Genomic DNA, 24,654 nt, shown 5'->3' on the forward strand with positions numbered 1-24,654 from the left:
ATTTTAATAAAGTTAAAAATATATTCAATAAAATCAAACTTTGAAATGATGTTTTTTCAGGATTAATTTTATTAATACATTTGCACCCTAACAATTTAGGAGAATGAATTTTAAAAAATTAGCTCTTGCTGCGCTTGCAATAGGAACAACTGCATATATCGTGAATCACAATAAAAAGAACATTAAATATAAGCCTGTTCAAAAGTTTGATCTAGGTGGTTTTTTAGGGCGTTGGTACGAAATAGCTCGTTTGGATAACAAGGTGCAAAAGAACCAAACAAATGTGACACATCGTTTTAATTTGAATGAAGAAAATGGTTCATTAGAAATTATTGTACGCGGTTATGATACAAAGAAAAAGGGATGGGATAAAATAGAAGGAATAGGAACACAGGATATTGAAAACGTTGGATTGTTTTCAACAACTTTTTTACCCATTTTTGCTAAAAAAATATATGTTATAGATTTTGATAAAGAGTATAACAATGCATTGGTTGCAAGCGAAGATTATAATAAATTATGGATTTTATCACGCAAAAAAGAAATTTCAGATAAAGTAAAAGACCGATTTTTAGATTCGGCGAAGAAAGTAGGATTTGATCCAAGTAAATTAATTTGGCCTTCTCAGATTCCGGTTTCTAAATAAGCTAAAGTTTCGATTATAAAATAAAACAAAAACCCCCGAGAAATTCTCGGGGGTTTTTGTTTTATTTTATGTTTTTCTTTTCCCAGTCAATTGGAAAGTCACAACTTTGATATGCTTTACCAATTTTTATATATGCATCACCAACTTGTCGTTTTACCCAATCCATCAGCATAGTTCGTTCTTTGTCTTGAACAGCAAATTTCTGAATTCTGTAATAATCATCTTCATAGTTGATTTTATGCGCGGGATAGAATTTATTTAATTTTAAAATTCTTAACGCTTTTCTGTTGTCAAAATCGTCTTCAAAAACTTGAGAAATATCACCCTCATTCAACGTTGTAACTGCAGTAAACATTGGTAATGGTAAAGCTATTTTCTCAAAACGATCATCTCCGGAATTTTGATTCATGATATTTCCTGAGTTAAACTTTGTGTATTTGTCATCAGAAAATCTTAATGCAGCATCTTTGAAAGTCATTTTTCCATCGTTAATTAACAATCGAATAGAATCTAATTTGTTGTTTGCTGCTTTTATTTCTTCCTCAGTAGGTTTCAACGTAATTAAGATATGGCGTAAGTCTAACTCTTGACCGCGGCGTTTTTCTAATTTAATAATGTGATATCCAAAATCAGTTTTGAAAGGATCAGAAACTTCACCTTCTTGCAAGTTGAAGGCAACAGCATCAAACTCTTTTACCATTTTTCCACGTGAAACTTTTTTATATTCGCCTCCATTACTGGCAGAACCAGGATCTTCTGAATATAAAATGGCTTTTGTCGCAAAAGAAGCTCCTTCTTCAATTTCTTTCTTGATTTCTTTTAATTGATTAATAATTTTTTGTTGGTTTTCCTCAGAAATCTGTGGATACATTACAATATGGCTAATCGAAACCTCATCTTTTACGTCGGGTAATTCACCTTGGTGTTTTTCAAAAAATAAACGAACTTCTTCCGGTGTTGCATCTGCACCTTTTACAACCATATTTCTTTTCTCACGAGCGTAAATATTATCTTCTACAATATATTTTGTCTCGTTTTTCATTTCCGCCATAGTACGAAATCCAAAATAATCTAAGATTTGTTTTTCGCCACCGGCTTGCGCAATCCATCCTTCAATTTGAGAATTTAACTGACGTGTTACTTCGTCTTGGGTAACTTTAATTAAAGTATCTTGTTTTGCACGGTCAACCAACATTTTGTCCAACATAATGTCGTTTAAGAAATCGCATTTGTCATCAACTTTCATTCCTTGTTGTTTTGACATTAAGTAATCACGATCAACATCAGATTCTAAAACAATCTGATCCCCGACAACAGCAGCGATACCGTCTACTTTAGCAAGACGTTTTGGTGTTGGTTTTGCTGTTTGTGCAAAAGTATTTACCGTAAATAATGCTGCAATTAACAACATCATACTCGATTTAAATTTCATATACTTTAATTTCATTTTAATATTCTAAGCCTGATAATTTACTTATCAATGAGCAAATTTAACTTTTTTTGTTAAAGTCAAGCATATTTTAATTTCCTTTAACAAAAGAATTGATTTTTTAGTTTATTGTTAAGATTAAACCAGCCCAAATGTTCTTAATGAAACATTCCAGGCTGATTCGAAATCAAAAAGATTCAAACCATGTGTTTCTTTGTGTTCGTTTGCGAAGCTAATCAGTTTTTCGGTTGGCATATTTCCTACCATATCACTTTTTGACATGGGGCATCCTCCCAAACCTTTTATTGCTCCATCAAAACGACGGCATCCGTTGTCGTAAGCAGCTTTTACTTTTGTGTGCCAATCGGTATAAACGGTATGAAAATGAGCGCCGAATTCAATTTCAGGATAATGAGGGATTAAGTTTTGAAATAAGTCGACAATCGTTTTTTCATCTGCAACACCTATTGTATCAGAAAGATTGATTGAAGAGATTCCAAGATCAGCCATTTTTTTCGACCACTCTTTTACAATTTCTTCATTCCAGGTTTCTCCATAAGGATTTCCAAACGCCATTGACAAGTAAATCAACATGTGTTTTCCGTTATCTATTGCAATTTTGTTGATTTCTTTGACCATTTCAAATGCTTCTTCCCGGCTTTTATTGGTATTGTATTGCTGAAAACTCTCTGAAATAGAAAAAGGAAAACCAATAATATCTACTTTTTCATGCTCAGCAGCTTTCATTGCACCACTTTTGTTTGCAACAACAACAGATAATTTAGATGTTGAATTTGTTTTATCAATATGATCCAAAACTTCTTTTGTATCTGCCATTTGTGGAATTGCTTTTGGAGAAACAAAGCTTCCGCAATCTATTGCTTCAAAACCGACAGTCAATAAACGATTTAAGTAATCGATTTTTGCGTCAGTTGGTATAAAATCTTTACGTCCCTGCATCGCGTCGCGTGGACACTCAATAATTTTAAAAGTAAGCTTACTCATTTTTTTGGTTTATTTGCGCCTTAAAGGTAGATAATTTACTAATTTTGACAAAAATTAAAACGCAATGCAAACAGAATGGAGAGAAAAGTTGGTAACACGCTTTTTGAAATATGTTAAAACTTATACGGAAAGTGAAGCTTTCTTAGAAAAATTCCCAAGTACAGACCGTCAATGGGATTTAGCAAATTATTTAGTAGAAGAGTTAAAGCAGATCGGTTTAGAAGATGTTTCGATTGACGAGAACGGATATGTTTTCGGGTATATTCCTTCTACAGTAGATCATGAAGTTCCTACAATTGGTTTTGTATCTCACATGGATACATCACCAGATTTTTCAGGAGAAAACGTACAACCTCAAATTTGGGAAAATTATGATGGAGGAGATATAAAATTGAATGACTCAATGATTTTATCACCGAATGAATTTCCCGAATTATTACAATATAAAGGCCAAACAATCATCACAACTGATGGAACAACTTTATTAGGTGCTGATGATAAAGCAGGTGTTGCTGAGATTGTAACAGCAGCAGAATATTTAATTGCTCATCCGGAAATTAAACATGGACGTATTGCTGTAGGATTTACGCCTGATGAAGAAGTTGGTCGTGGTGCTGATTTCTTTAATGTAGAGAAATTTGGTGCAGAGTGGGGCTATACAATGGATGGTTCTGAAATTGGAGAGTTAGAATATGAGAATTTTAATGCAGCGTCAGGAATTGTTACAATTAAAGGAAAATCTGTTCATCCGGGTTACGCGAAGGATAAGATGATTAATGCATCTAATATTGCAATGGAGTTTGCTGCACAATTACCAAATGATGAAGTTCCTGAACTAACAGATGGGCGTGAAGGATTCTTTCACTTGGCAAAAATGAGTGGTAATGTTTCTGAAGCCAAATTGGTTTACATTATCCGTGATCATGATATGGAACAGTATGAAGCGCGTAAAGCGTTATTTTTGCAAATAGCAGAAGACATTCAAGAGCGTTTCGATCATGAAGTGATTAAGGTAGAAGTTTCTGATCAGTATTTTAATATGATTGAGAAAGTGAAAGAAAAATTCCAATCTGTAGAAATTGCTGAACAGGCATTAAAAGATTGTGGTGTAACGCCAAATATTAAACCAATTCGCGGAGGGACAGATGGCGCACGTTTATCTTTTATGGGATTACCTTGTCCAAATATTTTTGCAGGAGGTCATAACTTCCATGGGCCATATGAATATGTTCCGGTTGAATCGATGGAAAAAGCAACAGAAATTATTGTACGCATTGCAGAATTAACTGCTGAAGGAGCAAAATAATCAATACAATATACCCTTAAAAATAAAAAAGTTTTCTATTTTGGTTTGAAATTTGCTTAAATTTTCGAAATCTATAATAGAAAACTTTTTTTATGAAAAATATCGTTTTATGTGCTGTTGCACTATTTGGCTCTTCTTTTGTCTTTGCACAGGAAGAAATTAATGTAGGAGAGTTTAGTATTTTAAAGGTGTATGATAAAATACCGGTAGAATTAATATCATCTAACAAAAATTTAATAGAAGTGGATGGTGTCAATGCTAGTGATATAAAGGTAGAGAATAGCAAAGGCGAATTAAAAATCAAAATGTCGGGAACCAAATTGATGCAAGGAGGAGAGGCAACGGTTAAAGTTTATTATAAATCGCTGTATGAAATTCAAGCAAGTCAAGGTTCTAAAATTTATTCGGATGATGAGATTAAATCACAAGCTTTGAATTTGATTTCGAATGAAGGTTCTTCAATCAAGTTACCGGTTAATTTAGGAAAGTTAGAAGTGAAAATTAATTCCGGAGCGGAAGTTATATTAACAGGAAATACAGAATTTCAGACTGTTGTAGCAAACTCTGGAGGAAAATATTATTCTAAGACATTAAAAGCCGAAAACTCAACCTTAACGACAAATGCAGGTGGTTTTATAGAAACAACCTCTACGAAATCAGTTGAGGCAAAAACAAGAGCCGGTGGAGTGATTGATATTTATGGAAATCCATCTCAGCGTAACCAGAAAAAACTTGCCGGAGGAAAAATTAATTTTAAATAATAGGTTATAACGATTAAATCATAAAAAAAGCTCAGCCAATAATTGGCTGAGCTTTTTTTATGATTTACGGTAAGCTAAAATTTTATCTATCCGATTACCATCTTTGTCTACTATTTCTAAAATCAGATCATCTACTTCAACTTTATCTCCTACATTTGGAATGGTTTCGTATTTATCTAAGAAGATTCCGGCAACGGTAACATATCGGTTCTCAATTTCTTCATCAATATCAATTTCAAAAAATTTTTCGAATTCGTAAATAGAAAATTGCCCGTCAATTAACCATGTTCCATCTTCACGTTCTATGATTTCATAGTCTTCGTCTTGATTTTCAGGTGTGTCACCAACCAACTCATCCAAAATATCATTTATTGTAACAATACCTGCAGTAGTTCCATATTCATCTAAGATTACAGCAAAATGAGCTTGTGAATTTTGAAGCATTTCCAACAAAGGGTAACTAAACGAATTCTCATTTACAAAAATAGGTTTATGAATAAATTTCTTCAAACTAAAATCATCTTTGCTGACTCCGAACATATCTTTCAGCTTCAGAATTCCTACAATTTCATCCAGATTATTATTTTTAGTAACAGGATATGCTGAGTATTTATTTTTCTTTACTTTCGCACGGGCTTTTTCATAATCATCAGAAATATCTAATGAAGCAATTTCTGAACGGTGGGTTGCCAAAGTATTTACACGGCGATCGCCGAGTTCAAAAACACGTTCTAGGATTTCGTGCTCTTTTTCCTGAATTTCACCACCCTCTGTGCTTTCTTTGATAATACTTTTTATCTCCTCTTCTGTTACAACTTCACCACCATGATCTTTTATTCCAAAAAGCTGTAGGAAAAGATTGTTTGTAAAAGTTAGAATCCATACAAAAGGAGAAGTAATAACAGAAAGCCACTTCATAGGCTTTGATACAATTGTAGAAACTGTTTCTGGAAATTTCATTCCTAAACGTTTTGGTAATAGTTCTCCAAAAACAATAGAGAAATAAGTGATAATGATTACCATTATAATAGGAGAAACTGTTTTTGCATAAGGCGCAATAAAAGAAACTTTGGTTAACAGTTCCGTTAAATTTGCAGTTAATTTATCTCCGGAGAAAACCCCTAATAAGATTCCGATTAAGGTAATCCCGATTTGAACTGTTGACAGAAATTTATTTGGATTTTCTGCTAATTCCAAAGCTGTTTTTGCACCAGAACTTCCCTTTTTGATTTGATTTTCTAATTTGAATTTTCTTGACGAAACAAGAGCCATTTCAGACATCGAAAAAATTCCGTTCAATAAAATCAATACAATTATTATAACAATCTCCACTTTTATTTTATAATTTTGATAAAAATAAACCAAAATCTAATACCGATCATAATGTCACAATTTAATATTATGAAATTTTCTTATTTAATTTTACTTGTATTTATGTTGAATGCAGGATGCGCTTTTGGAAGCAGTGATCAAACTCCTTCAGAATCAGATACGATTTCTCCAGTTTTTACAACAGCTGAACTTATAGGAAAAGGAAATCCAATTCTTGTAGGAAAGGAGTACAAATTATTACCGGAAGCAGCAAAACAGTTTGAATTGATGAAAGCTGATGCTTTGAAAGCAGGATTTAAAATACACGTGATTTCGAGTTATAGAAATTATACCTATCAAAACGGAATATGGGAACGTAAATACAAAGCAAATCAAGCTAAAAAAATAAGTGCGAAACAGAATATTGAAAAAATTATAGAATATTCTACAATACCGGGAACTTCTCGCCACCATTGGGGAACGGATTTGGATATTATAGATGGAACAAGAGGTGTGCCGGCAGATCCGTTGAACGAGAAGCATTTTAATGAAGGTGGGTCAATGCATAAGTTTAAACTTTGGTTAGATGAGCATGCATCAAAATATGGTTTTTATTTAGTGTATACAAATCATCCGTCACGAAAAGGATTTAAGTACGAGCCTTGGCATTTTACGTATAAAGCAATTTCAGAACCAATGTTACAGGCGTATAAAAAACTAGATATCAAGAAAGTTTTGCAGGAAAATAAGCTGATGGGAAGCGAAAATTTCACAGATGATTTTATTGAAAAGTATAGAAATGAAAATATACTTGATATAAATCCTGTTATTAAATAGTTAAAGCTCCTTTTTGGAGCTTTTTTTGTGGTATCTTTAGATAAATATTTAAAACTTTTATTTTCGATGAGATTTCTATCTTTCATAACATTATTCTTTAGCATTCATCTGATGGTTTTTGCAAAAGAGACTATTGTGAAAGATTTTGATGGAGACGGAAAGTTTGATAAAGTTTCAATTAATTTCGAAACAAAAAAGATAGACTTTTTGTTATCCGGGTCTAATTATGAGAAACAAAGTAGTTTGACTTTTGATTATTTAGATCAAGATGCTTTTATTGAGGAAACGAAACGAGGGTTTATGATTGTAAATAAAATAGGAGATGTTTTGTTTACTTCTTACTTTAAATACAATCGACAATCTAAAAAGTTGGAATTATCCGCTATAAAACGTACAATTGTTTCTGATGATTTATCAAAAGAAAATGGGGAATCAATTTATTCTGTATCTACAAAAGAATTTGTTGCAAAATGGAGCAGTCTTGACAAGTTGTCGAATAAAGTTATAACTCTACCTATTTTGAAAACAACGATTGATTTAGAATCTATAAGTTTGAATGATTTTAATGATGCATTTCTAAATAAATTGAATCAACAGAGTTTAGTCTTTTATAAAAATGAAATGTCAAAACTTAAGTAGATAACATAGAATCAAATATTCTTTTGGCGAGAAAAATCCATAAATAGAAGGATACATAAATATACAATGATTTATTTCTATGTATTTGATTAAAAATAATTTGGAATATTGAAAATAATTAATATTTTTATCCCAATTGTTAAGATTTGGTTAAATATGGGGAAAGTTTATGTTAAGCATCCAATAGTAGCCTATATTTTTAGTTTGATGCTAGTTACTATTGCAGGATTTATGAAGATTTTGGAAGTTGAATCTGCTGATTTATTGCTAAATGTTACATTTTCAATTTCAATTCTTTCTTTGATTTATGTATTAATTCGTTTAAAAAGAACCAGAAAAAAATACACTGATTTGGCAAATTAATACATAAATTAAAAATAAAAAAGCAACGATTATTTCGTTGCTTTTTTATTTAAATATTGTTCAAATTTTAATCCTTTTATGGTGTAAGGATCAAATCCTTTGTATAAATCCTGTAACAATTGCATAACTTGAAAATAAGTAAATAATGCATAATATGAAGCCTGTTCTTGATATACAGGGATTTCTATTAAAAATAAAAAACGATCATATTTCGAAATTTGAACAGTATTGCCATCTCGATTAACCAAGCCTATATAACTTCCGTCATAATCCGGTAGGTTATGAAAAATCTCGATAGCTTGTGATAAACTACCTTCTAAAGGTAGCTCAGTTTCAACTTGTAAGTCGTCAGCGTAATTTTCAAAGAATATTTTCACATTGCAAAAGTAAGAAATTTTAATCTATTTTAAGGAATTCCTTTTTTTTCGGTCTAGAATGATTAAATTAGCATTTCAAATTATGGAAAAAATGAGTTACGACATTATAGTTATTGGAAGTGGTCCTGGTGGATACGTAGCGGCAATTAGAGCAGCACAATTAGGTAAAAAAGTAGCAATCGTAGAAAAAGCAGAGTTAGGTGGTATTTGTCTTAACTGGGGATGTATTCCTACAAAAGCTTTATTAAAATCTGCACAAGTTTTCAAATACTTAAATCATGCAGAAGATTTTGGAATTAACTTACCTTCAGATATTTCGTTCGAATTTGGAAATGTAGTTTCTCGTAGTAGAGGAGTGGCAGATCGTATGAGTAAAGGAGTTCAATTCTTAATGAAGAAGAACAAAATTGAAGTAATTCAAGGTGAAGCGAAAGTTTTACCAGGTAAAAAAGTTAAAGTTACAGCTGCTGATGGTTCTGTGAATGAATTATCTTCAGAAAACATAATCATTGCAACCGGTGCACGTTCGCGCGAATTACCGGCTTTACCACAGGATGGTAAAAAAGTAATTGGTTATCGTGGTGCTTTGGCAATGGAAAAGCAACCAAAGTCTATGATTGTTGTGGGGTCTGGTGCAATTGGAGTAGAGTTTGCTCACTTCTATAATACATTAGGAACAGAAGTGACGATTGTAGAATATTTACCGCGTATTGTACCAGTAGAAGATGAAGATATTTCAAAACAATTGCAATTGTCTTTAAAAAAATCTGGAATCAATATTTTAACAAATGCAGAAGTAACAGGTGTTGACACTTCAGGAGATTTAGTAAAAGCTACAATCAAAACGGCTAAAGGAGAAGAAATTCTTGAGGCTGAAGTAGTTTTATCTGCAGCAGGTGTTGTTCCAAATACAGAAAATATTGGATTAGAGGAAGTAGGAATCGCAACAGAAAGAGGAAAAATTGTCATCAATGATTTTTGTGAAACGTCTGTAAAAGGATATTATGCTATTGGAGATGTTGTAAAAGGAGCTGATTTAGCACACTTAGCATCTGCTCAAGGTATTTTATGTGTAGAACATATTGCCGGAGAAAAAGTGGAACCGATTGATTATGGAAATATCCCTGGGTGTACATATTGTTCACCAGAAATTGCATCTGTAGGTCTTACTGAGGCAAAAGCAAAAGAAGCAGGTTACGAAGTAAAAGTTGGTAAATTTCCATTTTCTGCAAATGGAAAAGCGGTTGCAAATGGAGCTGCAGACGGATTTGTCAAAGTAGTTTTTGACGCAAAATACGGAGAGTGGCTAGGGTGTCATATGATTGGAGATGGAGTTACAGAAATGATTGCAGAAGCAGTGGTCGCTCGTAAATTAGAAACAACAGCTCATGAAATTATGAAATCTGTACATGCTCATCCAACAATGGCGGAGGCTATTATGGAGGCAGTAGAAGATGCATATGGACATGCAATTCATATTTAAAAAGATAAAAAGATTAATATATAATTGAAAGCAGCCTTGTAAAGGCTGCTTTTTTAGTTTACTAAATGGTTAATTTTTGGCGTAATGTGTATTGATTTAGTTTTTTAACTATATTTACCAAAATAATTATAAAAATAATTTATATGAAAAAATTCTATTCTTTAGTAGCAGTAGCTACTTTATCTGCTTTTAGTGTGGCGCAAGCACAAGAAGTTATTTTGAACCAAACGTTTGATGCTTACACAGGAGCTGGAGGAAATGATGGACAATGGGGAGGAGCATTATCTCAACCTGCTATAAGTGATGGAGTTGATGAAGCAACAGGCTTCGAATATATTAAAGCTTATCAGGCTTCAGGTGCTGTTAAAATAGGAACTGGATCTGCACAAGGGTCTGCTATTACTCCTAAATTAGCGGGATTAAACGGGAATGCGACTTTAACTTTTAGAGCTGGTGCTTGGAGTACTAATAATGAGAAAACAACTTTATTATTAGAAATTTCAGGAGGAGGTACATTAAGTGTATCTGAAGTTGAGTTAACAAAAGGAGCTTTCAAAGAATTTTCTGTAAATATTATTGGAGGAACTTCTGAAACAAGAATTACTTTTAAAGGATTTCAACCGGCAAGTTCTCGTTTCTTCCTAGATGACGTAAAAGTTACAACTGGAAATTTAGGAACAATTGACTATACTGATGCTGCAAAAGCAATTTCTAATACATTATGGACAAATACAGCTTCTTTTAATGTGAAAGATAAAACAGCAGTAGAAGTTTATAACATGAATGGTCAATTGGTAAAATCTTTTGAAGTAAAAGGGAATCAATCAGTTGATGTTTCTTCTTTAGTTAAAGGAGCTTACGTGGTTAAAACAACTGTAAACGGAAAAACTTCTACTCAAAAAGTAGTTAAAAAATAAGTAAGAGTATTTTCTTATTCTAATAGAAAAGCGATTCAATAAAATTGAATCGCTTTTTTTTTATTCCTCTATTTTCTGAATCTTAAAACCTGCATCTGTAACAGCCTCCACGACTTCTTCCTCATCTTCTGTTGTTGTTACTGTCAAAATTTTTCTTTCATCTGACGTATCTACTTTCCAATTATTTTCGCCGACAGCATCATCCAAAAAAGGTTTTACAGATTTGATGCAGCTGTCACAATTTATATTGGTTTTGAATTTTAATTCGCTCATAACTTTACAATTTAGAGTCAAATTTATAAAGATTTCATAAGATTAAAAAAACGTTTAAGTAATATTTGATTTCGAAATTTAAATAAAAATCAATGAAGCGTAATCTTGATGTTGTTGTCATTTCGGATGTGCATTTAGGAACTTTTGGTTGTAAAGCACAAGAATTGTTAGCATATCTGCAGTCAATCAATCCAAAAAAAGTTATTCTGAATGGTGATATTGTAGATATTTGGAATTTTAAGAAAAGCTATTTTCCAGAAGCTCATCTTCAAATTATCAGCTATTTATTGAATCTTTCTGAGCAAGGAATTCCTGTTATTTATATTACTGGTAATCATGACGAATTGTTGCGGAAATTTACGACAATGCGCTTTGGAAATATACTCTTGACTGATAAGTATATGTTAAAACAAGATAAGAAAGTAGCATGGATTTTTCACGGAGATGTTTTTGATGCTTCTATTCAGCATTCAAAATGGATTGCAAAATTAGGAGGTTGGGGATATGATAAATTAATTCAGTTAAACTATTTTATCAATAAGTGTTTAGAGTTTTTTGGAAGAGAGCGTTATTCGCTGTCTCAGAAGATTAAAAATTCAGTCAAAAAAGCAGTCAAACATATTAACGATTTTGAACAAACCGCTGCAGAATTGGCTATTGAAAATGAATACGACTATGTAATCTGTGGGCATATTCATCAACCTCAATTACGAAAAGTAAAAACGGATAAAGGAACTTGTATCTATATGAATTCTGGTGATTGGATTGAAAATTTATCGGCTTTAGAATGTGTAGATGGAAATTGGTCGGTGTTCTATTTTGATGAACATAAACAGGTTTTGATGCAAAATCTGGAAGAGATTGAGTTCAATTATTCGTTGGACGAGTTAATCGTTTCAATACTAAACAAAAGTAAATGAAAATTTTATACGCCCTGCAGGGAACGGGAAATGGACATTTGGCACGTGCACAAAAGATGCTCCCGGTTATCGAAAATTATGGCGATTTAGATGTTTTTATAAGTGGATCTAATTCGCAGTTACAGCTTGAAAATTATCAGTTCAAATACCACAAAGGATTGTCTTTATTTTATAATCAAATGGGAAAGGTATCGTATAAAAGAATTTTTAAGGAGAATAGTTTTAAGTCTTTTTGGAATGAAGTAAATCAATTTCCAATCGAAAAATATGATTTAATTATCAATGACTTTGAACCTATCACAGCGCATTCAGCTCGAAAAAAGAAGAAAAAAATTATAGGACTCAGCCACCAAGCTTCTTTATTATTTGAAGAAACACCAAAGATAAAGAATAAAACAGGCGAGACTATTTTGAAATATTATGCACCGACTTCCAATCGTTATGGATTTCATTTTGAAGAATATCACGATTCCATTTTTTTACCTATTATCAGAGATAAAATCAGAATGCTAAATCCAAAGCAAGGAGATTATAATTTGGTGTATTTACCTAGTTTTCATCCAAATGAAATCGTAGAAGTTTTATCTCTAATCAAGGATTCCAGATGGAAGGTTTTTTCTCCTTTTGTCAAAGAAATGATGAAACAATTTAATGTAGAATTTTATCCGGTTGATGAACGTCTTTTTATCAAAACTTTAGAAAATTGTAAAGGGGTCTTGTGTGGAGCCGGATTTGAATTACCTGCAGAAAGTATCTACCTCAGAAAAAAACTTTTTGTAATTCCAATTAAAGGACAATACGAACAGTTGTGCAACTGTGAAGCTTTAAAACAACTTGGTATCGATTATTCGTATGATCTAAATGTTAATCAACTTCAGAAATGGGTTGATTCGAATAAGATTATAGAAAAAGATTTTCCTGACCAAACTGAAAAAATTATTCAAAAAGTTATTTTAGAAGCAATGATTTAATTATTTTTCCAGAAAGCAGGAGTAAATAAAATTAAGATTGTATAAAGTTCTAAACGTCCTAAAATCATTAAAAAACAACATAATAATTTTGCACTATCCGTTAAAGAATTCATTGAGGTACCCGGACCAAATTCGCCGATTCCCGGACCTACGTTTCCTAAAGTGGAAGCAGTTAATGTTAAAGAAGCCAAAATATCTTGAAAACTCATTGTTATACCATAATTCAAAAGCGCAAACAAAATAGAACTTACAATCCAGGTAAACATAAACATTACAAAGAAAGCCATCACGTGAAAAACAATTGATTGGTTGAGTGAACGATTGTTGTAACGTACCGGAATAATTGCGTTTGGGTGTAAAATTCGTTTGAATTCAATCCAACTATTTTTCAATAAAATGACATGTCGAATCACTGTAATTCCACCTGAAGTAGAACCTGCTGACCCTCCAATGAAGAATAATGCGAAGAAAATCAGCGTGGTTACGGTTAGCCAACTTGTATAATCTTCCATTGCTAAAGCCGTCGTAGAAGCAATAGAAACAACATGAAAAAGAGAACTTCTAAAGGAATGTTCTAAGTTATACCATGAATATGTTTCGACGGAATAATTGGGGTAAATATTAAAAAATAAAACAAGAAATACAATGAAGGTCACCACACCAAGTAAACCAACCCACCATCTAAATTCTTCATTCTTCCATACTTTTTTGAACTGCCCCTTAATCAATAAGTAAATCAATGCAAAATTGGTACCTCCTAAAAACATCATAACGATTAGTACATATTGTATAAAAATATTATTGTTCCAATGCATTAAACTTTCATTTTTTGTAGAAAAACCTGCAGTTGCAATTATACTCATCGAATGATTAGCTGCATCAAATAAATTCATTCCTCCCAAATGAAGTAACAACGCAAAAAAAGCAGTTAGTCCCAAGTAAATTAACCATAGATTTTTAGCGGTTTCAGTAATTCGAGGATGAATTTTATCGGTATGTATTCCCGGAGCTTCTGCCATAAAAAGCTGCCTGCCTCCAATTCCAAGAAAAGGTAAAATGGCAATTGTCAATACAATAATTCCCATTCCGCCAATCCAATTGGTTGTACTCCTCCAAAATAAAATACTTTTCGGAAGACTTTCTACATCATCGTAAATGGAAGTTCCTGTTGCTGTGTAACCTGAAACAGTTTCGTAAACAATATTTACAAGACTAAAATTTTCATTGATAATATGGTCGTTAGGTAATAAGAGTAAAGAAGTGACATAAGGTAAACATCCTGAGAGAATCAAGAAAAGCCAACCAACACAAACCACAATATATCCTTCGCGTTTGTTGATGTGTTTTCTTCTATCGCGTGTAAAATACATCATTGCTATTCCTGCTAACCCTACTAAACTTCCAGAAAGAAGAAAGGAGTAGAGTAAATGATCATTAAAATAAATACTCACACATGTTGCGATGAACATGAAGAGTGCATTCAGTAACAATAGAACACCTGAAAGGTTCAGGATTACTTTGATGTTAAGTGATTTCATTATTTAAAATATTTCGTCACTTTTGGAATTAAATTTGCCTGACAAAAGACAATTACATGGTCTTTGGGCTCGATAATAAAATCTTCGGTAGGAATAAATCCGTCATTTCTGCGAACGATTCCTGTAATAATAGCACCTTCTTTAAATGGAAAGTCAGAAACATGCTTATTTGCAATTTCAGAATTTTCATGAATACGGAATTCCAAAACTTCAGCATCCAAATCTGAAATTCCAGTGACATCCATCACTGAACCTTGGCGAATATAACGGAAAATACTATCAGCAGTTAATAGTTTTTTATTGATAAAGGCATTAATTCCAACCTCTTGACTGAGATGGATATAATCGATATTTTCGACTAAAGCAATCGTTTTTTTTACGCCTTTGGATTTTGCTAAAAGGCAAGACATAATATTTGTTTCTGAACTTCCGGTTACAGCAATAAAGGCATCCGAATCAGAAATACCTTCTTCTAAAAGTAGTTCACCATCTCGACCATCTCCGTTAATAATCAGAATATTATTTAAATCATCAGCCAAATCGAATGCCTTGTTTCGGTTGATTTCTAATAGTTTAACATTGTGTTTGTTGTCTTTTAAAAGTTTGGAAACTTTAACTCCTATGCTTCCTCCTCCGAGAACAATTACATTTTTGAAATACTCTTGTTTTTTTCCAAGAATTTTGTAGATTTCTAAAATTCCGGCTTTTTTGACAATAAAATAAACGTGATCATCAATTTTGAATTCAGTTTCGGCTTCCGGAATAATTGTTTGATATTCTCCACGATCGCTGCTTCGGATAATTGCAAATGGCATCAAAAGGTTATCTTCTCCACCTTTTGTTGTTAAATACATGTCTTTGTATTTCTTATCCAATATTTTACAATCGGCATCCAAAACAGTTCCAACCATGAACAATTGGCCGTTAGCAAACGGATGCATAGCATTAAATGCAGATTGCTGGACTAAAGAATAGATTTCATCTGCTGCTAGTTTTTCCGGGCTAATAAGGGCATCAATTCCCATACCTTGAACCCAAAACTGATTTTCTTTGTGTAAAAATTCAGGATTAGAGATGCGCGCTAACGTACGTTTTGCTCCTAAATCTTTTGCAATCGAAGCGCTCGTAAGGTTTGTGTTTTGAAGATGAGTGACTGATATAAAAATATCAATATCATCTATCCCAACTTCTCGTAGGGCTTTAAAAGAAGTGATATCACCACGATAGGCCATTACATCTAACGTGTTTTCAATCATCAACAATTTGTCTTTGTCCATATCCATGATGACAATGTCATTCATTTCATTGGAAAGTAATTTAGCTAGATGAAAACCAACTTCTCCGGCGCCTCCGATTAATATCTTCATGAAAGAGATTTAGTGTACGATTATTTTGACGTTTCTTTTTGCCCCATTAACATCAGGAACGATTTTAAGAATTCGTCTATATCACCATTCATCACAGCATCTACATTACCTGTTTCCGTGCCTGTTCTGACGTCTTTTACCAATTTATAAGGATGCATTACATAATTACGAATTTGAGAACCCCATTCGATTTTCATCTTATTTGCTTCAATTTCGTTACGGGCAGCCATTTTCTTTTCTAATTCTATTTTGTACAACTCAGATTTTAACATCTCCATTGCACGTTCACGGTTGGCCAATTGAGAACGTTCAATTTGACAAACGACTACTATTCCTGTTGGTTTGTGTGTTAATTGAACTTTGGTTTCTACTTTGTTGACATTTTGCCCTCCAGCCCCACCGGAACGAGAAGTTTGTAACTCAATATCTGCAGGATTGATTTCAATTTCGATGGTGTCATCCACAATTGGAGAGACATAGACTGAAACGAAACTTGTGTGACGTTTAGCATTACTATCAAAAGGTGAGATACGTACCAAACGGTGAACACCATTTTCTCCTTTCAAATAGCCGAATGCAAATTCTCCATCAATTTCTAATGTGACGGTTTTTACACCAGCGACGTCACCTGCTTGGTAGTTCAGTTCTTTTACTTTATAACCATGCTTTTCAGCCCACATGAGGTACATACGCATCAACATAGAAGCCCAGTCACATGATTCTGTTCCTCCGGCTCCAGCAGTGATTTGAAGAACAGCACCAAGATTGTCACCTTCTTCTGATAGCATATTCTTAAATTCAATATCTTCGAGAAGTTTTGCAACAATTTCGTATTGTTCCATCACTTCTTCGTCTGTAACTTCACCTTCACGGTTAAATTCTACTAAGACTTCCACATCGTTTACAGCATTTGCAATGGTCTGGTATTCATCAATCCATTTCTTTTTTCCGCGTAAACCTTTCATAAAAGCTTCCGCTTCTTTCGGATTGTTCCAAAATTCAGGAGAAGCAGCATGTTCTTCTTCATTTTGAACTTCGATTTCTTTCTGCTCAATTTCCAAATATTCGTGCAAATCCTGTGTACGCTTTTGGATATCTTTTAGTAATTCGTTGTTAAACATAAATGCAAATGTATAAAAATAGAAAATTAGGCATTAATGACTTTATCATCTTTTCCGTTCCAAGAAAGAATTTTATAATTAAAACCTTCTTCGGTTTTAATTTCTTGATTTTTCAATATCAAAAATGTATCATCCCAATCGTCCTTTTCATAGCTAATAACCCAAAATAATTCGTTGAATAATAAACCTTCCAGGATATATAGAAGTTCTTCCACTGCGTCTACTTGATACGTTGTAAAAGGATGAGAAGTCTTGATCCATATTTTATCATCATCAGATGTTTGAATGTATAAATCTCCTAGAGCTGATTTGTATTCATTCTCGATATGAAATTCTAATAATTCGGATTCCTTTTTATGAAGCCCTGTTAAGTCGGGCAAAGCCTCAACAATTTCAGTGTATATATTGGTTGAAAAATCGTTCATCTTTCTAAAATTAGCTTGCAAAAATAAACGATATTATCTAATTCTGACACGATATTTATGTTCAATAAATCGAAAGAAGTTAAATAATTTATATTCAAAATCATATCCATAATCAACAGAAGGATCTAAATCTATACTAACCGCATATAAATCAGGATTGTATACGAGTGGTTGCATATGACGTTGATTCCAGATCATGACATATAGACGGTTCATTTGTTCATAATATTGTTTTGAATAAGATTCTTTTGGTAAGGCAATCGATTTTAAATAAACATCATATTGAGGGTCAAATACAACAATATCATAATCACCCTCTTCGTTTGGCTCAAATTTTAAAGAATTATCCTCTTTATTTGGAATCGAATTTTTAGTTGTCTGATTTGTAGAACAGGCAAAAAATAAGAGTGGAAGACTTATAAGTAGGATTAGTTTTTTCATCATTTTTAATTTGATTAAATTTACTAAAAAATACCGATATGTATACGATTTTGCATAATTCTCGCTGCGGGAAAAGCAGAGAAGCGATAAAAGTTTTAGAAGAATCCGGAAAAGATTTTGAAATAAGAGAATATTTGAAAGAACCTTTGAGAAAGGAAGAATTAAAAGATGTTCTAAAAAAACTAAATCTAAAACCGATTGATATTATCAGAACAAATGAAGAAGAGTGGAAATTAAATTTTAAAGGAAAAGAGTTGTCTGAAGATGCTATTTTAGATGCGATGATTGAATTTCCGAAATTGATTCAACGTCCTATTGTAACAGATGAAAGAAGTGGAGTAGTGGGGCGTCCAAAGGAATTGGTTGAAGATTTTATTCGATAAAATTTGGTTTGATAATTGTTATACCTTCTAAATTAAACATCCAAACTATGAGAATTTTAGACGCATTAACAAAAAGTCAAAAAGAAAAAGGAACGAAAATAGGATTATTAACAACAGCAGCGACTACAGGAGTTACTGTTGCGAAATTTTTTGGTAAACGTTCTATTTATGGAATAATTGGAGGAATTGCTGTAACATTGGCTGCTGATTATATTCGAAAAAAATATGAAAAGAAAATTGAGACTGAAAAAGAAGAATCAGTTTTGGAACAATAAAAAAAATCCGCTCATTTGAGCGGATTTTTTTATTGTCTATCTATAAGTTTATTTATTTAAAACTTCCATATCAAAGTACAAGGTAGCGTTTGGTGGAACAACTCCTCCGGCACCTCTTGCTCCATAACCTAATTCAGCAGGAATAATTAAAAATACTTTAGCCCCTCTGTTGAACATTGTTAAAGCTTCCATCCAACCTTGAATTAAACCTGTTACTCCAACTGTTGCATCTAATGGTTGATCACGGTCATAAGAAGAGTCTAATTTTTCTCCGTCATTTAAACGTAAAGTGTAATGAACTTGAATAGCATCTCCTTGAACTGGTTTAACCCCTGTACCTTCTTCTAAAATAACATATTTTAATCCAGACGGAGTTGATTGTGCTTTCGCTTCTAATTCTTTTTGACGAGCAATTTCTGCATCTTTTTCAGCTTTTATTTTAGCTTCAGCTTCAGCTTGTTTTTTTGCATGATTTGCTTTTGCGTCTTCAAATGATTTTGCCCCGTCATATTTAGCATATTTATCACCTTTACGGGCAATTTCTACTTTTTCAATTACAACAGGAACAACAGGTTTATCATCTGGAGTTTTTTCTACATTCGCAATAGAATCGATAACTTCTAAGCCTTCTACAACTTGTCCGAAAACAGTGTGTCGCCCGTCTAACCACGGAGTAGGAACTTCTGTAATAAAAAATTGAGAACCATTTGTTGCCGGTCCTGAATTTGCCATAGATAAAACACCTTTTTTATCGTGTTTTAAAGCTGGATCAAATTCATCTTCAAAATCGTAACCAGGTCCTCCTGTACCTCTTCCATCAGGATCTCCACCTTGAATCATGAAGTCTTTAATTACACGGTGAAAAACGATTCCGTCATAAAAAGGAACTCCTTTTGATTTTGCTTTATTTTCTTTTGTTCCTTCTGCTAATCCAACAAAGTTTGCAACCGTCATTGGAGCCTCTTCTTCGTATAATTTGATTGTCATTGCACCATGATTTGTTGTCATTTTTGCATACAATCCGTCTTCTAAACTTTTAAATTCTTCTTTACTCATCGATTTTGGAATTTTAACGCCACAACTTACCAAGGTAGTAATGACAGTTAAGATTAATAATATTTTTCTCATTTTATTTTAAAGTCTTTGAAATTCTATTTTAGTGTTTTTTTATTTTTAAAACCTTTACATCCATAATAATAGGTGTGTCCGGTGCAATTTTTTTAGTGTCACCATAACCTCCATATGCTAAAAACGAAGGTAATAATAATTTTGCAGATTCACCTTCAGGAATTAGTTGCAATGCTGCTTGTAAGCCTCTTACAATATCAGATTTTCCTAAAATAATTTTCTGAGTTTTATTCTCGTTGTAAGTATATAAAACATTGTTTTCGAGATCCGTTACTTGGTATTCAAATTCAATATAATCTCCATTATTAGCAGTTAGTGATGTATGTTGTCCACTATTTGAAATCCAAAAGCCAGAATTTGTTTTTACAAACTTTAGATCAGATGTTTTCATGTAATCATCAAACCATTGCAATTCTTCTTGGTGTAACAATTTTCCACGCTCTTGCGAACGTTTCATAAAATCATCATTGGAATATGAAACGGGATATTGGATAACTTTCTGGTCACAACTGACCAAAGTAAAGATTCCGAAAGTGAATAAAATAATTTTTTTCATTTAGATGACAATATGGGCCAATTTTTCTTTGTAATCTGTTAGAAGAGATTGGAAGTAAGCAATTGTTTCTTCCATGTTCATATCCGAACGACCACCAGCAGCATTGATGTGACCACCTCCATTAAAATGTTTACGCGAAAATTCATTCACATCAAAATCGCTTTTTGAACGCAATGAAATTTTGATGAAATTATGATGTGTATCTTCAATGAAAATTACAGAAAAAACGAAATTTTCTACGCTCAAACCATAATTAACGAACCCCTCTGTATCACCTTTTTGAAAACCATTTTTTAACAGGTCTTCACGTTTTAAGAACATAAAAGCTGTGCGGTATTCCGGCAAAAAAGTCAGGTTATTTAAAGTTAAGGATAATAATTTCAGGCGACCTTGAGTCTGCGAATCATTGACATATGACGTTACTTTGTCAACTTCTACACCTTTGTCAATTAATTCAGCTACGATACGATGTGTATCAGCTGAAGTATTACGAAAACGGAAACCACCGGTATCAGTCATAATTCCTGTATAGATACATTCAGCAATACCTTTGTCAATTTTATCTAAATCATTCATCGCATTGATAAAATTGTAGACCATTTGACAAGTTGCTGGCATTTCAATATCCGAATACATGAAATCGAATGTATCAGGTTCGCGGTGATGATCGATTAATATTTTTGGAGCTTTTGAACGTTCTACCCAGTTCCCTAAGTCGTCAATTCGTTTTACGGTATTGAAATCTAAAATAAAAATTAACTCGGCTTGATGAATAATAGCTTCGGCAACTTTTGGACGATAATCTGCTATTACAATATCCTTTGCAGAAGGCATCCATTTTAAGAATTTCGGAAAATCATTCGGCGAAACAATGTTACACGTATGCCCTAGTTTGTTCAAGTAATGAAACATTGCCAATGTAGAACCTATCGCATCTCCATCCGGATTTTTATGCGGAAGAATTGCAATTTTTTTTGGCGTTGATTTTAAAAGAGATTTTAACTCTTCGAAATTTGTCATTTGCATAGTTGCAAAGATAAACAAACAACTGTAAAAGTGGAATAGTGCAAAGAAATAAAAACGTAAGAAATAGATTTTTTAGCATTCAATTGATAATTATTCGATTTCATGAAGTAAAGTTGAAATTGTACTTTGATTAATAAAAATGAGATAATCGAAATCATCTGTAATAGATGAATTGACAAATTCATTTTTAGCTTCTACCATTCCTGTCCATCGATATGGTTTTTTATTTAAAATCCATTTAGCTAAATTATTATTTTCTTCTTTTATTTTTTTTAAGTCTAATAGAAAAATAGGAATATTAAGAGAGTTTAAGTAAGCTTCGATGGATGTGCTATTTTCTATTTGAGCTTCAACAACTTTGGTAATGGGAATCTTTTTCATAGTATTTAAAAACACACGATTTTGTCCACTGAAGAAAGTAAAACCGATAGACGTATAATTTTCTTTTAATTTCTTGTCTAAATAAAACCCACTAGCAGGCTTCTTTTGCATGATATGTTGATTATGAGCCCAAATAATAAATTTAGAGTTTGGATATTGGTTTTGAGTCCAAAAGAAATTATCTGCCATAAATGAATCTCGATTAGAGCGATACATTTTATCGAAATATTGTGTAATAATGGTTATATTATGAAGAGCCCAATCTTTATTTTTTTTAGAGTCTTTTGTGTTGCTTATTTCATAAATTATTTGGTTGATGTATTTTTCAAATTGTGTTTTCTGGTTTGTCGTATAATTGGTAATTCGTGTTTGATTCTTTTGCAATTCTACTAGTAAATTCTTGAATTGAATTAAAGTACTAGAATCGATAGAATTATTGGCATAAAATGTTTCTAGAATGGAGATAGAAGGAATATAACTTTGCATATCAATTCCTTTTATATATACTTTTTTATCATGATTCAAGTTATAATCATGTAAAGAGTTAATCATATTTAAGACATCATAATTTTCCCATATTGGAAAATTTAATTGATTTAAGACATTTATGGCATTGGTTTTATTATCAATAATAAACTCGTTAATTTGATTGGTTTCTACTGTAGGAGACTCCATTGTTACAATATCAAATTCTTTATTTTTGATCAAGTAATTAATGATACGATGTTTTAATTGAAAAATTTCTTTAGAACTATGCGTAACTTCGCCTAAAGCGACAGCATTTGAGTTTCCAATTAATTCATTTAAGAACAGTAAATCTTTTTCATCTTCAACCTTAGGATTAGTCGTTGAAATAGGATAAATAAACTTTTTTAGATAGTTTAGTTCTTCATTATTCAAAAATTCTGTTTGAGCGAATAATAAATTAGGAAGAAAAATAAGCAAATGTAAATACTGTTTCATATTTCTAGAATAGACAAAAAAAGGTTTCTTAATTATTTTGTTAAGAAACCTTTTCTAATTTTGAATAAAATCTATAAATCTCTTTTCTTGATGATGAATAAAGATAATCCTAAAAATAAAATGATATAGAAAACATTGATTCCAAGATGTTCCCATTGAATAGCATCTGGTGTGAATAATTTTCCACCCATCAAAGCTTCTTTTATATCCATCGACGGATAATCAATTATTTTTGAATTCGAGTTGAGTGGTAAAAAATTAGTGAATAATTTTATCTCTTCTACATTGGTTGGTGGATTTTTTCCAAAACGAACCAAGAATTCAATCACTTTTAAAACTGATTCTATAATATTTAATACAATTAGAGATAGAATTGCAAAGGCACTTCTCTTTAATAAAAAAGATAAAAACATGGCGAATACAATATAGGCGAAAATTTCGATGAAATAGCCTCCCAAAAATTCGATGCCTTTGATAAATTCAAATTTTTCACTAAAGAAAGAACCTAATCCAAAAACTAAAACAGCAACCAACAAAGTTGATAGAAGTGTAATGATGATATTCATGAGTACCTTTGTATTCAGAAATTCTGTTTTTGATAACCCATCAATTGTATTTTGTTTGAATGTACCGAAAGAATACTCGTTGGTTATATTATTAATCACGATAATCGCTAAAAAGAATTTACCAAAACCAAGTAACCAGGTAATATTGTGCCAGATTGCAGGGAATTCTAAAGCACCAAGTTGAATGAAATCAATTTTTAATCCATTGATATTTGGTTTGATATTCGGTAAAGTAATTCCCATTAACAAAATCATCACAAAATATAAAATGATAAAAATTCGTGTTCCTTTGTTATAAAATAATTTATTCCATTCTATGTTAAATAATCTTTTCATGTTAATTTTGATTTTGAATTAATTGGAAAAATTGTTGCTCTAAAGATTCTCTTCGTTTTACTAAATGGTTGACTATAATTCCATGTTCATATAACGTTTTATTTATTTCTGCTGGATCTTTTTCTTCAGTTAAAACAGCCAAAAGTTTATTATTCTCTTTGGTAACTTTAGAAACAAACGAAAAAGTTTTTAACGTATACTCTAAGCTTTCCATATTAGATGCAGAAACTTCAATGCTACCAAAACTAGAATTCATTTGATCGACAGAACCGGCATACAACATTTTTCCTTGATTAAGAACCACCACATGTGAACATACTTTTTCTACTTCGTCCAATAAATGACTTGCCAAGATAATTGTGGTACCTTGTTCAGCAATCTTAATAATCAATTCGCGAATTTGAATAATTCCTTGTGGATCTAATCCATTGGTTGGTTCATCTAAAATTAAAACTTCAGGATCATTTAGTAGAGCGCCGGCAATAGCTAAACGTTGTTTCATTCCTAATGAGTATTGTTGAAATTTATCTTTTTTGCGGGAAAGCAAACCAACTAATTCAAGTTTTTCATCAATTTTGGAATAATCTGCTTCTTTGATGTCCGCAACTATTTCAAGATTTTTTTGTGCTGATAGGTAAGGGTAGAATTTTGGGCTTTCGATAATTGCACCAATTTTTTTTAGAGAATCGTTGTCAGGTTCCTTTCCAAACCATTTCCATGAGCCAGCTGTAGGATTAATTACGTTAAGAATCATTCCTAACGTTGTAGATTTTCCACTTCCATTTGGTCCAAGTAGTCCATAAACGTTTCCTTTCTCTACTGAAAAGCTGACGTTATTGACAGCGGTAAAACTGCCAAATTTTTTAGTTAGTTGAGTTATTTCAAGAACTTTATTCATCGTAGTTGAATT

At 32.2% G+C, this 24,654-nt stretch carries 28 protein-coding genes; 12 read left to right on the plus strand and 16 right to left on the minus strand.

Features of this window, described 5'->3' with window-relative positions; all coding sequences use genetic code 11:
• Positions 1-103 precede the first annotated feature (103 nt).
• The gene (locus tag H277_RS0100680; protein WP_019973631.1) at positions 104-646 is read left to right on the plus strand and encodes a lipocalin family protein; all 543 of its coding nucleotides are present in this window, start codon (positions 104-106) and stop codon (positions 644-646) included.
• A 61-nt stretch (positions 647-707) separates the two neighbouring features.
• Here the strand turns inward: H277_RS0100680 and H277_RS0100685 are convergent, their stop codons facing one another.
• Positions 708-2,078, minus strand: coding sequence for a peptidylprolyl isomerase (locus H277_RS0100685; protein ID WP_236901526.1), 1,371 nt, complete (start codon positions 2,076-2,078; stop codon positions 708-710).
• A gap of 135 nt (positions 2,079-2,213) precedes the next feature.
• On the minus strand, positions 2,214-3,080 hold the full coding sequence (locus H277_RS0100690; protein WP_033422491.1) for a hydroxymethylglutaryl-CoA lyase: 867 nt from the start codon (positions 3,078-3,080) through the stop codon (positions 2,214-2,216).
• Between the two features lie 64 nt (positions 3,081-3,144).
• Here H277_RS0100690 and pepT point away from each other — a divergent pair, with 64 nt between their 5' ends.
• Positions 3,145-4,386, plus strand: coding sequence for a peptidase T (pepT, locus tag H277_RS0100695; protein ID WP_019973634.1), 1,242 nt, complete (start codon positions 3,145-3,147; stop codon positions 4,384-4,386).
• 92 nt (positions 4,387-4,478) lie between these two features.
• Positions 4,479-5,147 (plus strand): head GIN domain-containing protein, encoded by a 669-nt coding sequence (locus tag H277_RS0100700; RefSeq protein WP_019973635.1) that lies wholly within the window; start codon positions 4,479-4,481, stop codon positions 5,145-5,147.
• A 57-nt stretch (positions 5,148-5,204) separates the two neighbouring features.
• On the opposite strand, the gene H277_RS0100705 is transcribed toward H277_RS0100700, so the two are convergent.
• Entirely contained in the window at positions 5,205-6,479 is a 1,275-nt protein-coding gene (locus H277_RS0100705; protein WP_026357325.1) for a hemolysin family protein, read from the minus strand.
• Between the two features lie 69 nt (positions 6,480-6,548).
• Here H277_RS0100705 and H277_RS0100710 point away from each other — a divergent pair, with 69 nt between their 5' ends.
• The 3 genes from H277_RS0100710 (at position 6,549) to H277_RS0100720 (ending at position 8,297) form a co-directional block, all read left to right on the plus strand.
• On the plus strand, positions 6,549-7,295 hold the full coding sequence (locus tag H277_RS0100710; RefSeq protein WP_236901527.1) for a M15 family metallopeptidase: 747 nt from the start codon (positions 6,549-6,551) through the stop codon (positions 7,293-7,295).
• A 66-nt stretch (positions 7,296-7,361) separates the two neighbouring features.
• Positions 7,362-7,934, plus strand: a complete 573-nt coding sequence (locus tag H277_RS0100715) for a hypothetical protein (RefSeq protein WP_146810282.1) — start codon at positions 7,362-7,364, stop codon at positions 7,932-7,934.
• A gap of 156 nt (positions 7,935-8,090) precedes the next feature.
• Entirely contained in the window at positions 8,091-8,297 is a 207-nt protein-coding gene (locus H277_RS0100720; RefSeq protein WP_019973639.1) for a hypothetical protein, read from the plus strand.
• Positions 8,298-8,326: 29 nt separating this feature from the next.
• Here H277_RS0100720 and H277_RS0100725 read toward each other — a convergent pair whose 3' ends face one another.
• Positions 8,327-8,674 (minus strand): hypothetical protein, encoded by a 348-nt coding sequence (locus H277_RS0100725; protein WP_019973640.1) that lies wholly within the window; start codon positions 8,672-8,674, stop codon positions 8,327-8,329.
• Positions 8,675-8,765: 91 nt separating this feature from the next.
• Here H277_RS0100725 and lpdA point away from each other — a divergent pair, with 91 nt between their 5' ends.
• Positions 8,766-10,157: a dihydrolipoyl dehydrogenase gene (gene lpdA / locus H277_RS0100730; RefSeq protein WP_033422514.1), complete on the plus strand. Its 1,392-nt coding sequence runs from the start codon at positions 8,766-8,768 to the stop codon at positions 10,155-10,157.
• A gap of 143 nt (positions 10,158-10,300) precedes the next feature.
• Complete coding sequence (locus H277_RS0100735) at positions 10,301-11,074, plus strand: T9SS-dependent surface endonuclease, AS87_RS02955 family (protein ID WP_019973642.1); 774 nt, start codon at positions 10,301-10,303, stop codon at positions 11,072-11,074.
• Between the two features lie 60 nt (positions 11,075-11,134).
• Here H277_RS0100735 and H277_RS0100740 read toward each other — a convergent pair whose 3' ends face one another.
• Positions 11,135-11,347, minus strand: coding sequence for a hypothetical protein (locus H277_RS0100740; RefSeq protein ID WP_019973643.1), 213 nt, complete (start codon positions 11,345-11,347; stop codon positions 11,135-11,137).
• Positions 11,348-11,439: 92 nt separating this feature from the next.
• On the opposite strand from H277_RS0100740, the gene H277_RS0100745 reads away from it, so the two are divergent.
• Together H277_RS0100745 and H277_RS0100750 are read left to right on the plus strand one after the other, a co-directional pair.
• Positions 11,440-12,267: a UDP-2,3-diacylglucosamine diphosphatase gene (locus tag H277_RS0100745; RefSeq protein WP_019973644.1), complete on the plus strand. Its 828-nt coding sequence runs from the start codon at positions 11,440-11,442 to the stop codon at positions 12,265-12,267.
• Positions 12,264-13,238, plus strand: a complete 975-nt coding sequence (locus tag H277_RS0100750; RefSeq protein WP_019973645.1) for a glycosyltransferase family protein — start codon at positions 12,264-12,266, stop codon at positions 13,236-13,238. Before H277_RS0100745 ends, H277_RS0100750 begins: the two co-directional genes overlap by 4 nt.
• Here the strand turns inward: H277_RS0100750 and H277_RS0100755 are convergent.
• The 5 genes from H277_RS0100755 to H277_RS0100775 are packed head-to-tail and all read right to left on the minus strand — an operon-like array spanning position 13,235 to position 18,130.
• Positions 13,235-14,776: a TrkH family potassium uptake protein gene (locus H277_RS0100755; RefSeq protein WP_019973646.1), complete on the minus strand. Its 1,542-nt coding sequence runs from the start codon at positions 14,774-14,776 to the stop codon at positions 13,235-13,237. The genes H277_RS0100750 and H277_RS0100755 overlap by 4 nt on opposite strands.
• Positions 14,776-16,143, minus strand: a complete 1,368-nt coding sequence (trkA, locus tag H277_RS0100760; RefSeq protein ID WP_019973647.1) for a Trk system potassium transporter TrkA — start codon at positions 16,141-16,143, stop codon at positions 14,776-14,778. Before trkA ends, H277_RS0100755 begins: the two co-directional genes overlap by 1 nt.
• A gap of 20 nt (positions 16,144-16,163) precedes the next feature.
• A complete protein-coding gene (prfB, locus tag H277_RS0100765) occupies positions 16,164-17,264 on the minus strand; it encodes a peptide chain release factor 2 (protein ID WP_019973648.1) in 1,101 nt (366 codons plus the stop codon).
• Between the two features lie 26 nt (positions 17,265-17,290).
• Entirely contained in the window at positions 17,291-17,689 is a 399-nt protein-coding gene (locus H277_RS0100770; protein ID WP_019973649.1) for a hypothetical protein, read from the minus strand.
• A gap of 33 nt (positions 17,690-17,722) precedes the next feature.
• On the minus strand, positions 17,723-18,130 hold the full coding sequence (locus H277_RS0100775) for a DUF6146 family protein (RefSeq protein WP_146810285.1): 408 nt from the start codon (positions 18,128-18,130) through the stop codon (positions 17,723-17,725).
• A 38-nt stretch (positions 18,131-18,168) separates the two neighbouring features.
• Here H277_RS0100775 and H277_RS0100780 point away from each other — a divergent pair, with 38 nt between their 5' ends.
• On the plus strand, positions 18,169-18,513 hold the full coding sequence (locus H277_RS0100780; RefSeq protein WP_019973651.1) for an arsenate reductase family protein: 345 nt from the start codon (positions 18,169-18,171) through the stop codon (positions 18,511-18,513).
• A gap of 47 nt (positions 18,514-18,560) precedes the next feature.
• Positions 18,561-18,788 (plus strand): hypothetical protein, encoded by a 228-nt coding sequence (locus H277_RS0100785; protein WP_019973652.1) that lies wholly within the window; start codon positions 18,561-18,563, stop codon positions 18,786-18,788.
• A 48-nt stretch (positions 18,789-18,836) separates the two neighbouring features.
• Here H277_RS0100785 and H277_RS0100790 read toward each other — a convergent pair whose 3' ends face one another.
• The 6 genes from H277_RS0100790 to H277_RS0100815 all read right to left on the minus strand — a co-directional run bounded on the left by H277_RS0100790 (position 18,837) and on the right by H277_RS0100815 (position 24,642).
• A complete protein-coding gene (locus tag H277_RS0100790) occupies positions 18,837-19,916 on the minus strand; it encodes a peptidylprolyl isomerase (RefSeq protein WP_026357327.1) in 1,080 nt (359 codons plus the stop codon).
• A 28-nt stretch (positions 19,917-19,944) separates the two neighbouring features.
• The gene (locus tag H277_RS0100795) at positions 19,945-20,472 is read right to left on the minus strand and encodes an FKBP-type peptidyl-prolyl cis-trans isomerase (RefSeq protein ID WP_019973654.1); all 528 of its coding nucleotides are present in this window, start codon (positions 20,470-20,472) and stop codon (positions 19,945-19,947) included.
• Positions 20,473-21,498 carry a DHH family phosphoesterase gene (locus H277_RS0100800; protein WP_019973655.1) on the minus strand — a complete coding sequence of 342 codons (1,026 nt, stop codon included), beginning with the start codon at positions 21,496-21,498 and terminating at the stop codon, positions 20,473-20,475.
• Between the two features lie 90 nt (positions 21,499-21,588).
• The gene (locus H277_RS0100805) at positions 21,589-22,842 is read right to left on the minus strand and encodes an erythromycin esterase family protein (RefSeq protein ID WP_019973656.1); all 1,254 of its coding nucleotides are present in this window, start codon (positions 22,840-22,842) and stop codon (positions 21,589-21,591) included.
• A 71-nt stretch (positions 22,843-22,913) separates the two neighbouring features.
• Positions 22,914-23,744, minus strand: a complete 831-nt coding sequence (locus H277_RS0100810) for an ABC transporter permease (protein WP_019973657.1) — start codon at positions 23,742-23,744, stop codon at positions 22,914-22,916.
• A 1-nt stretch (position 23,745) separates the two neighbouring features.
• A complete protein-coding gene (locus H277_RS0100815) occupies positions 23,746-24,642 on the minus strand; it encodes an ABC transporter ATP-binding protein (protein ID WP_019973658.1) in 897 nt (298 codons plus the stop codon).
• Between the last annotated feature and the right edge of the window lie 12 nt (positions 24,643-24,654).

It is taken from the genome of Empedobacter brevis NBRC 14943 = ATCC 43319, assembly GCF_000382425.1.
GTDB classification, from domain to species: domain Bacteria; phylum Bacteroidota; class Bacteroidia; order Flavobacteriales; family Weeksellaceae; genus Empedobacter; species Empedobacter brevis.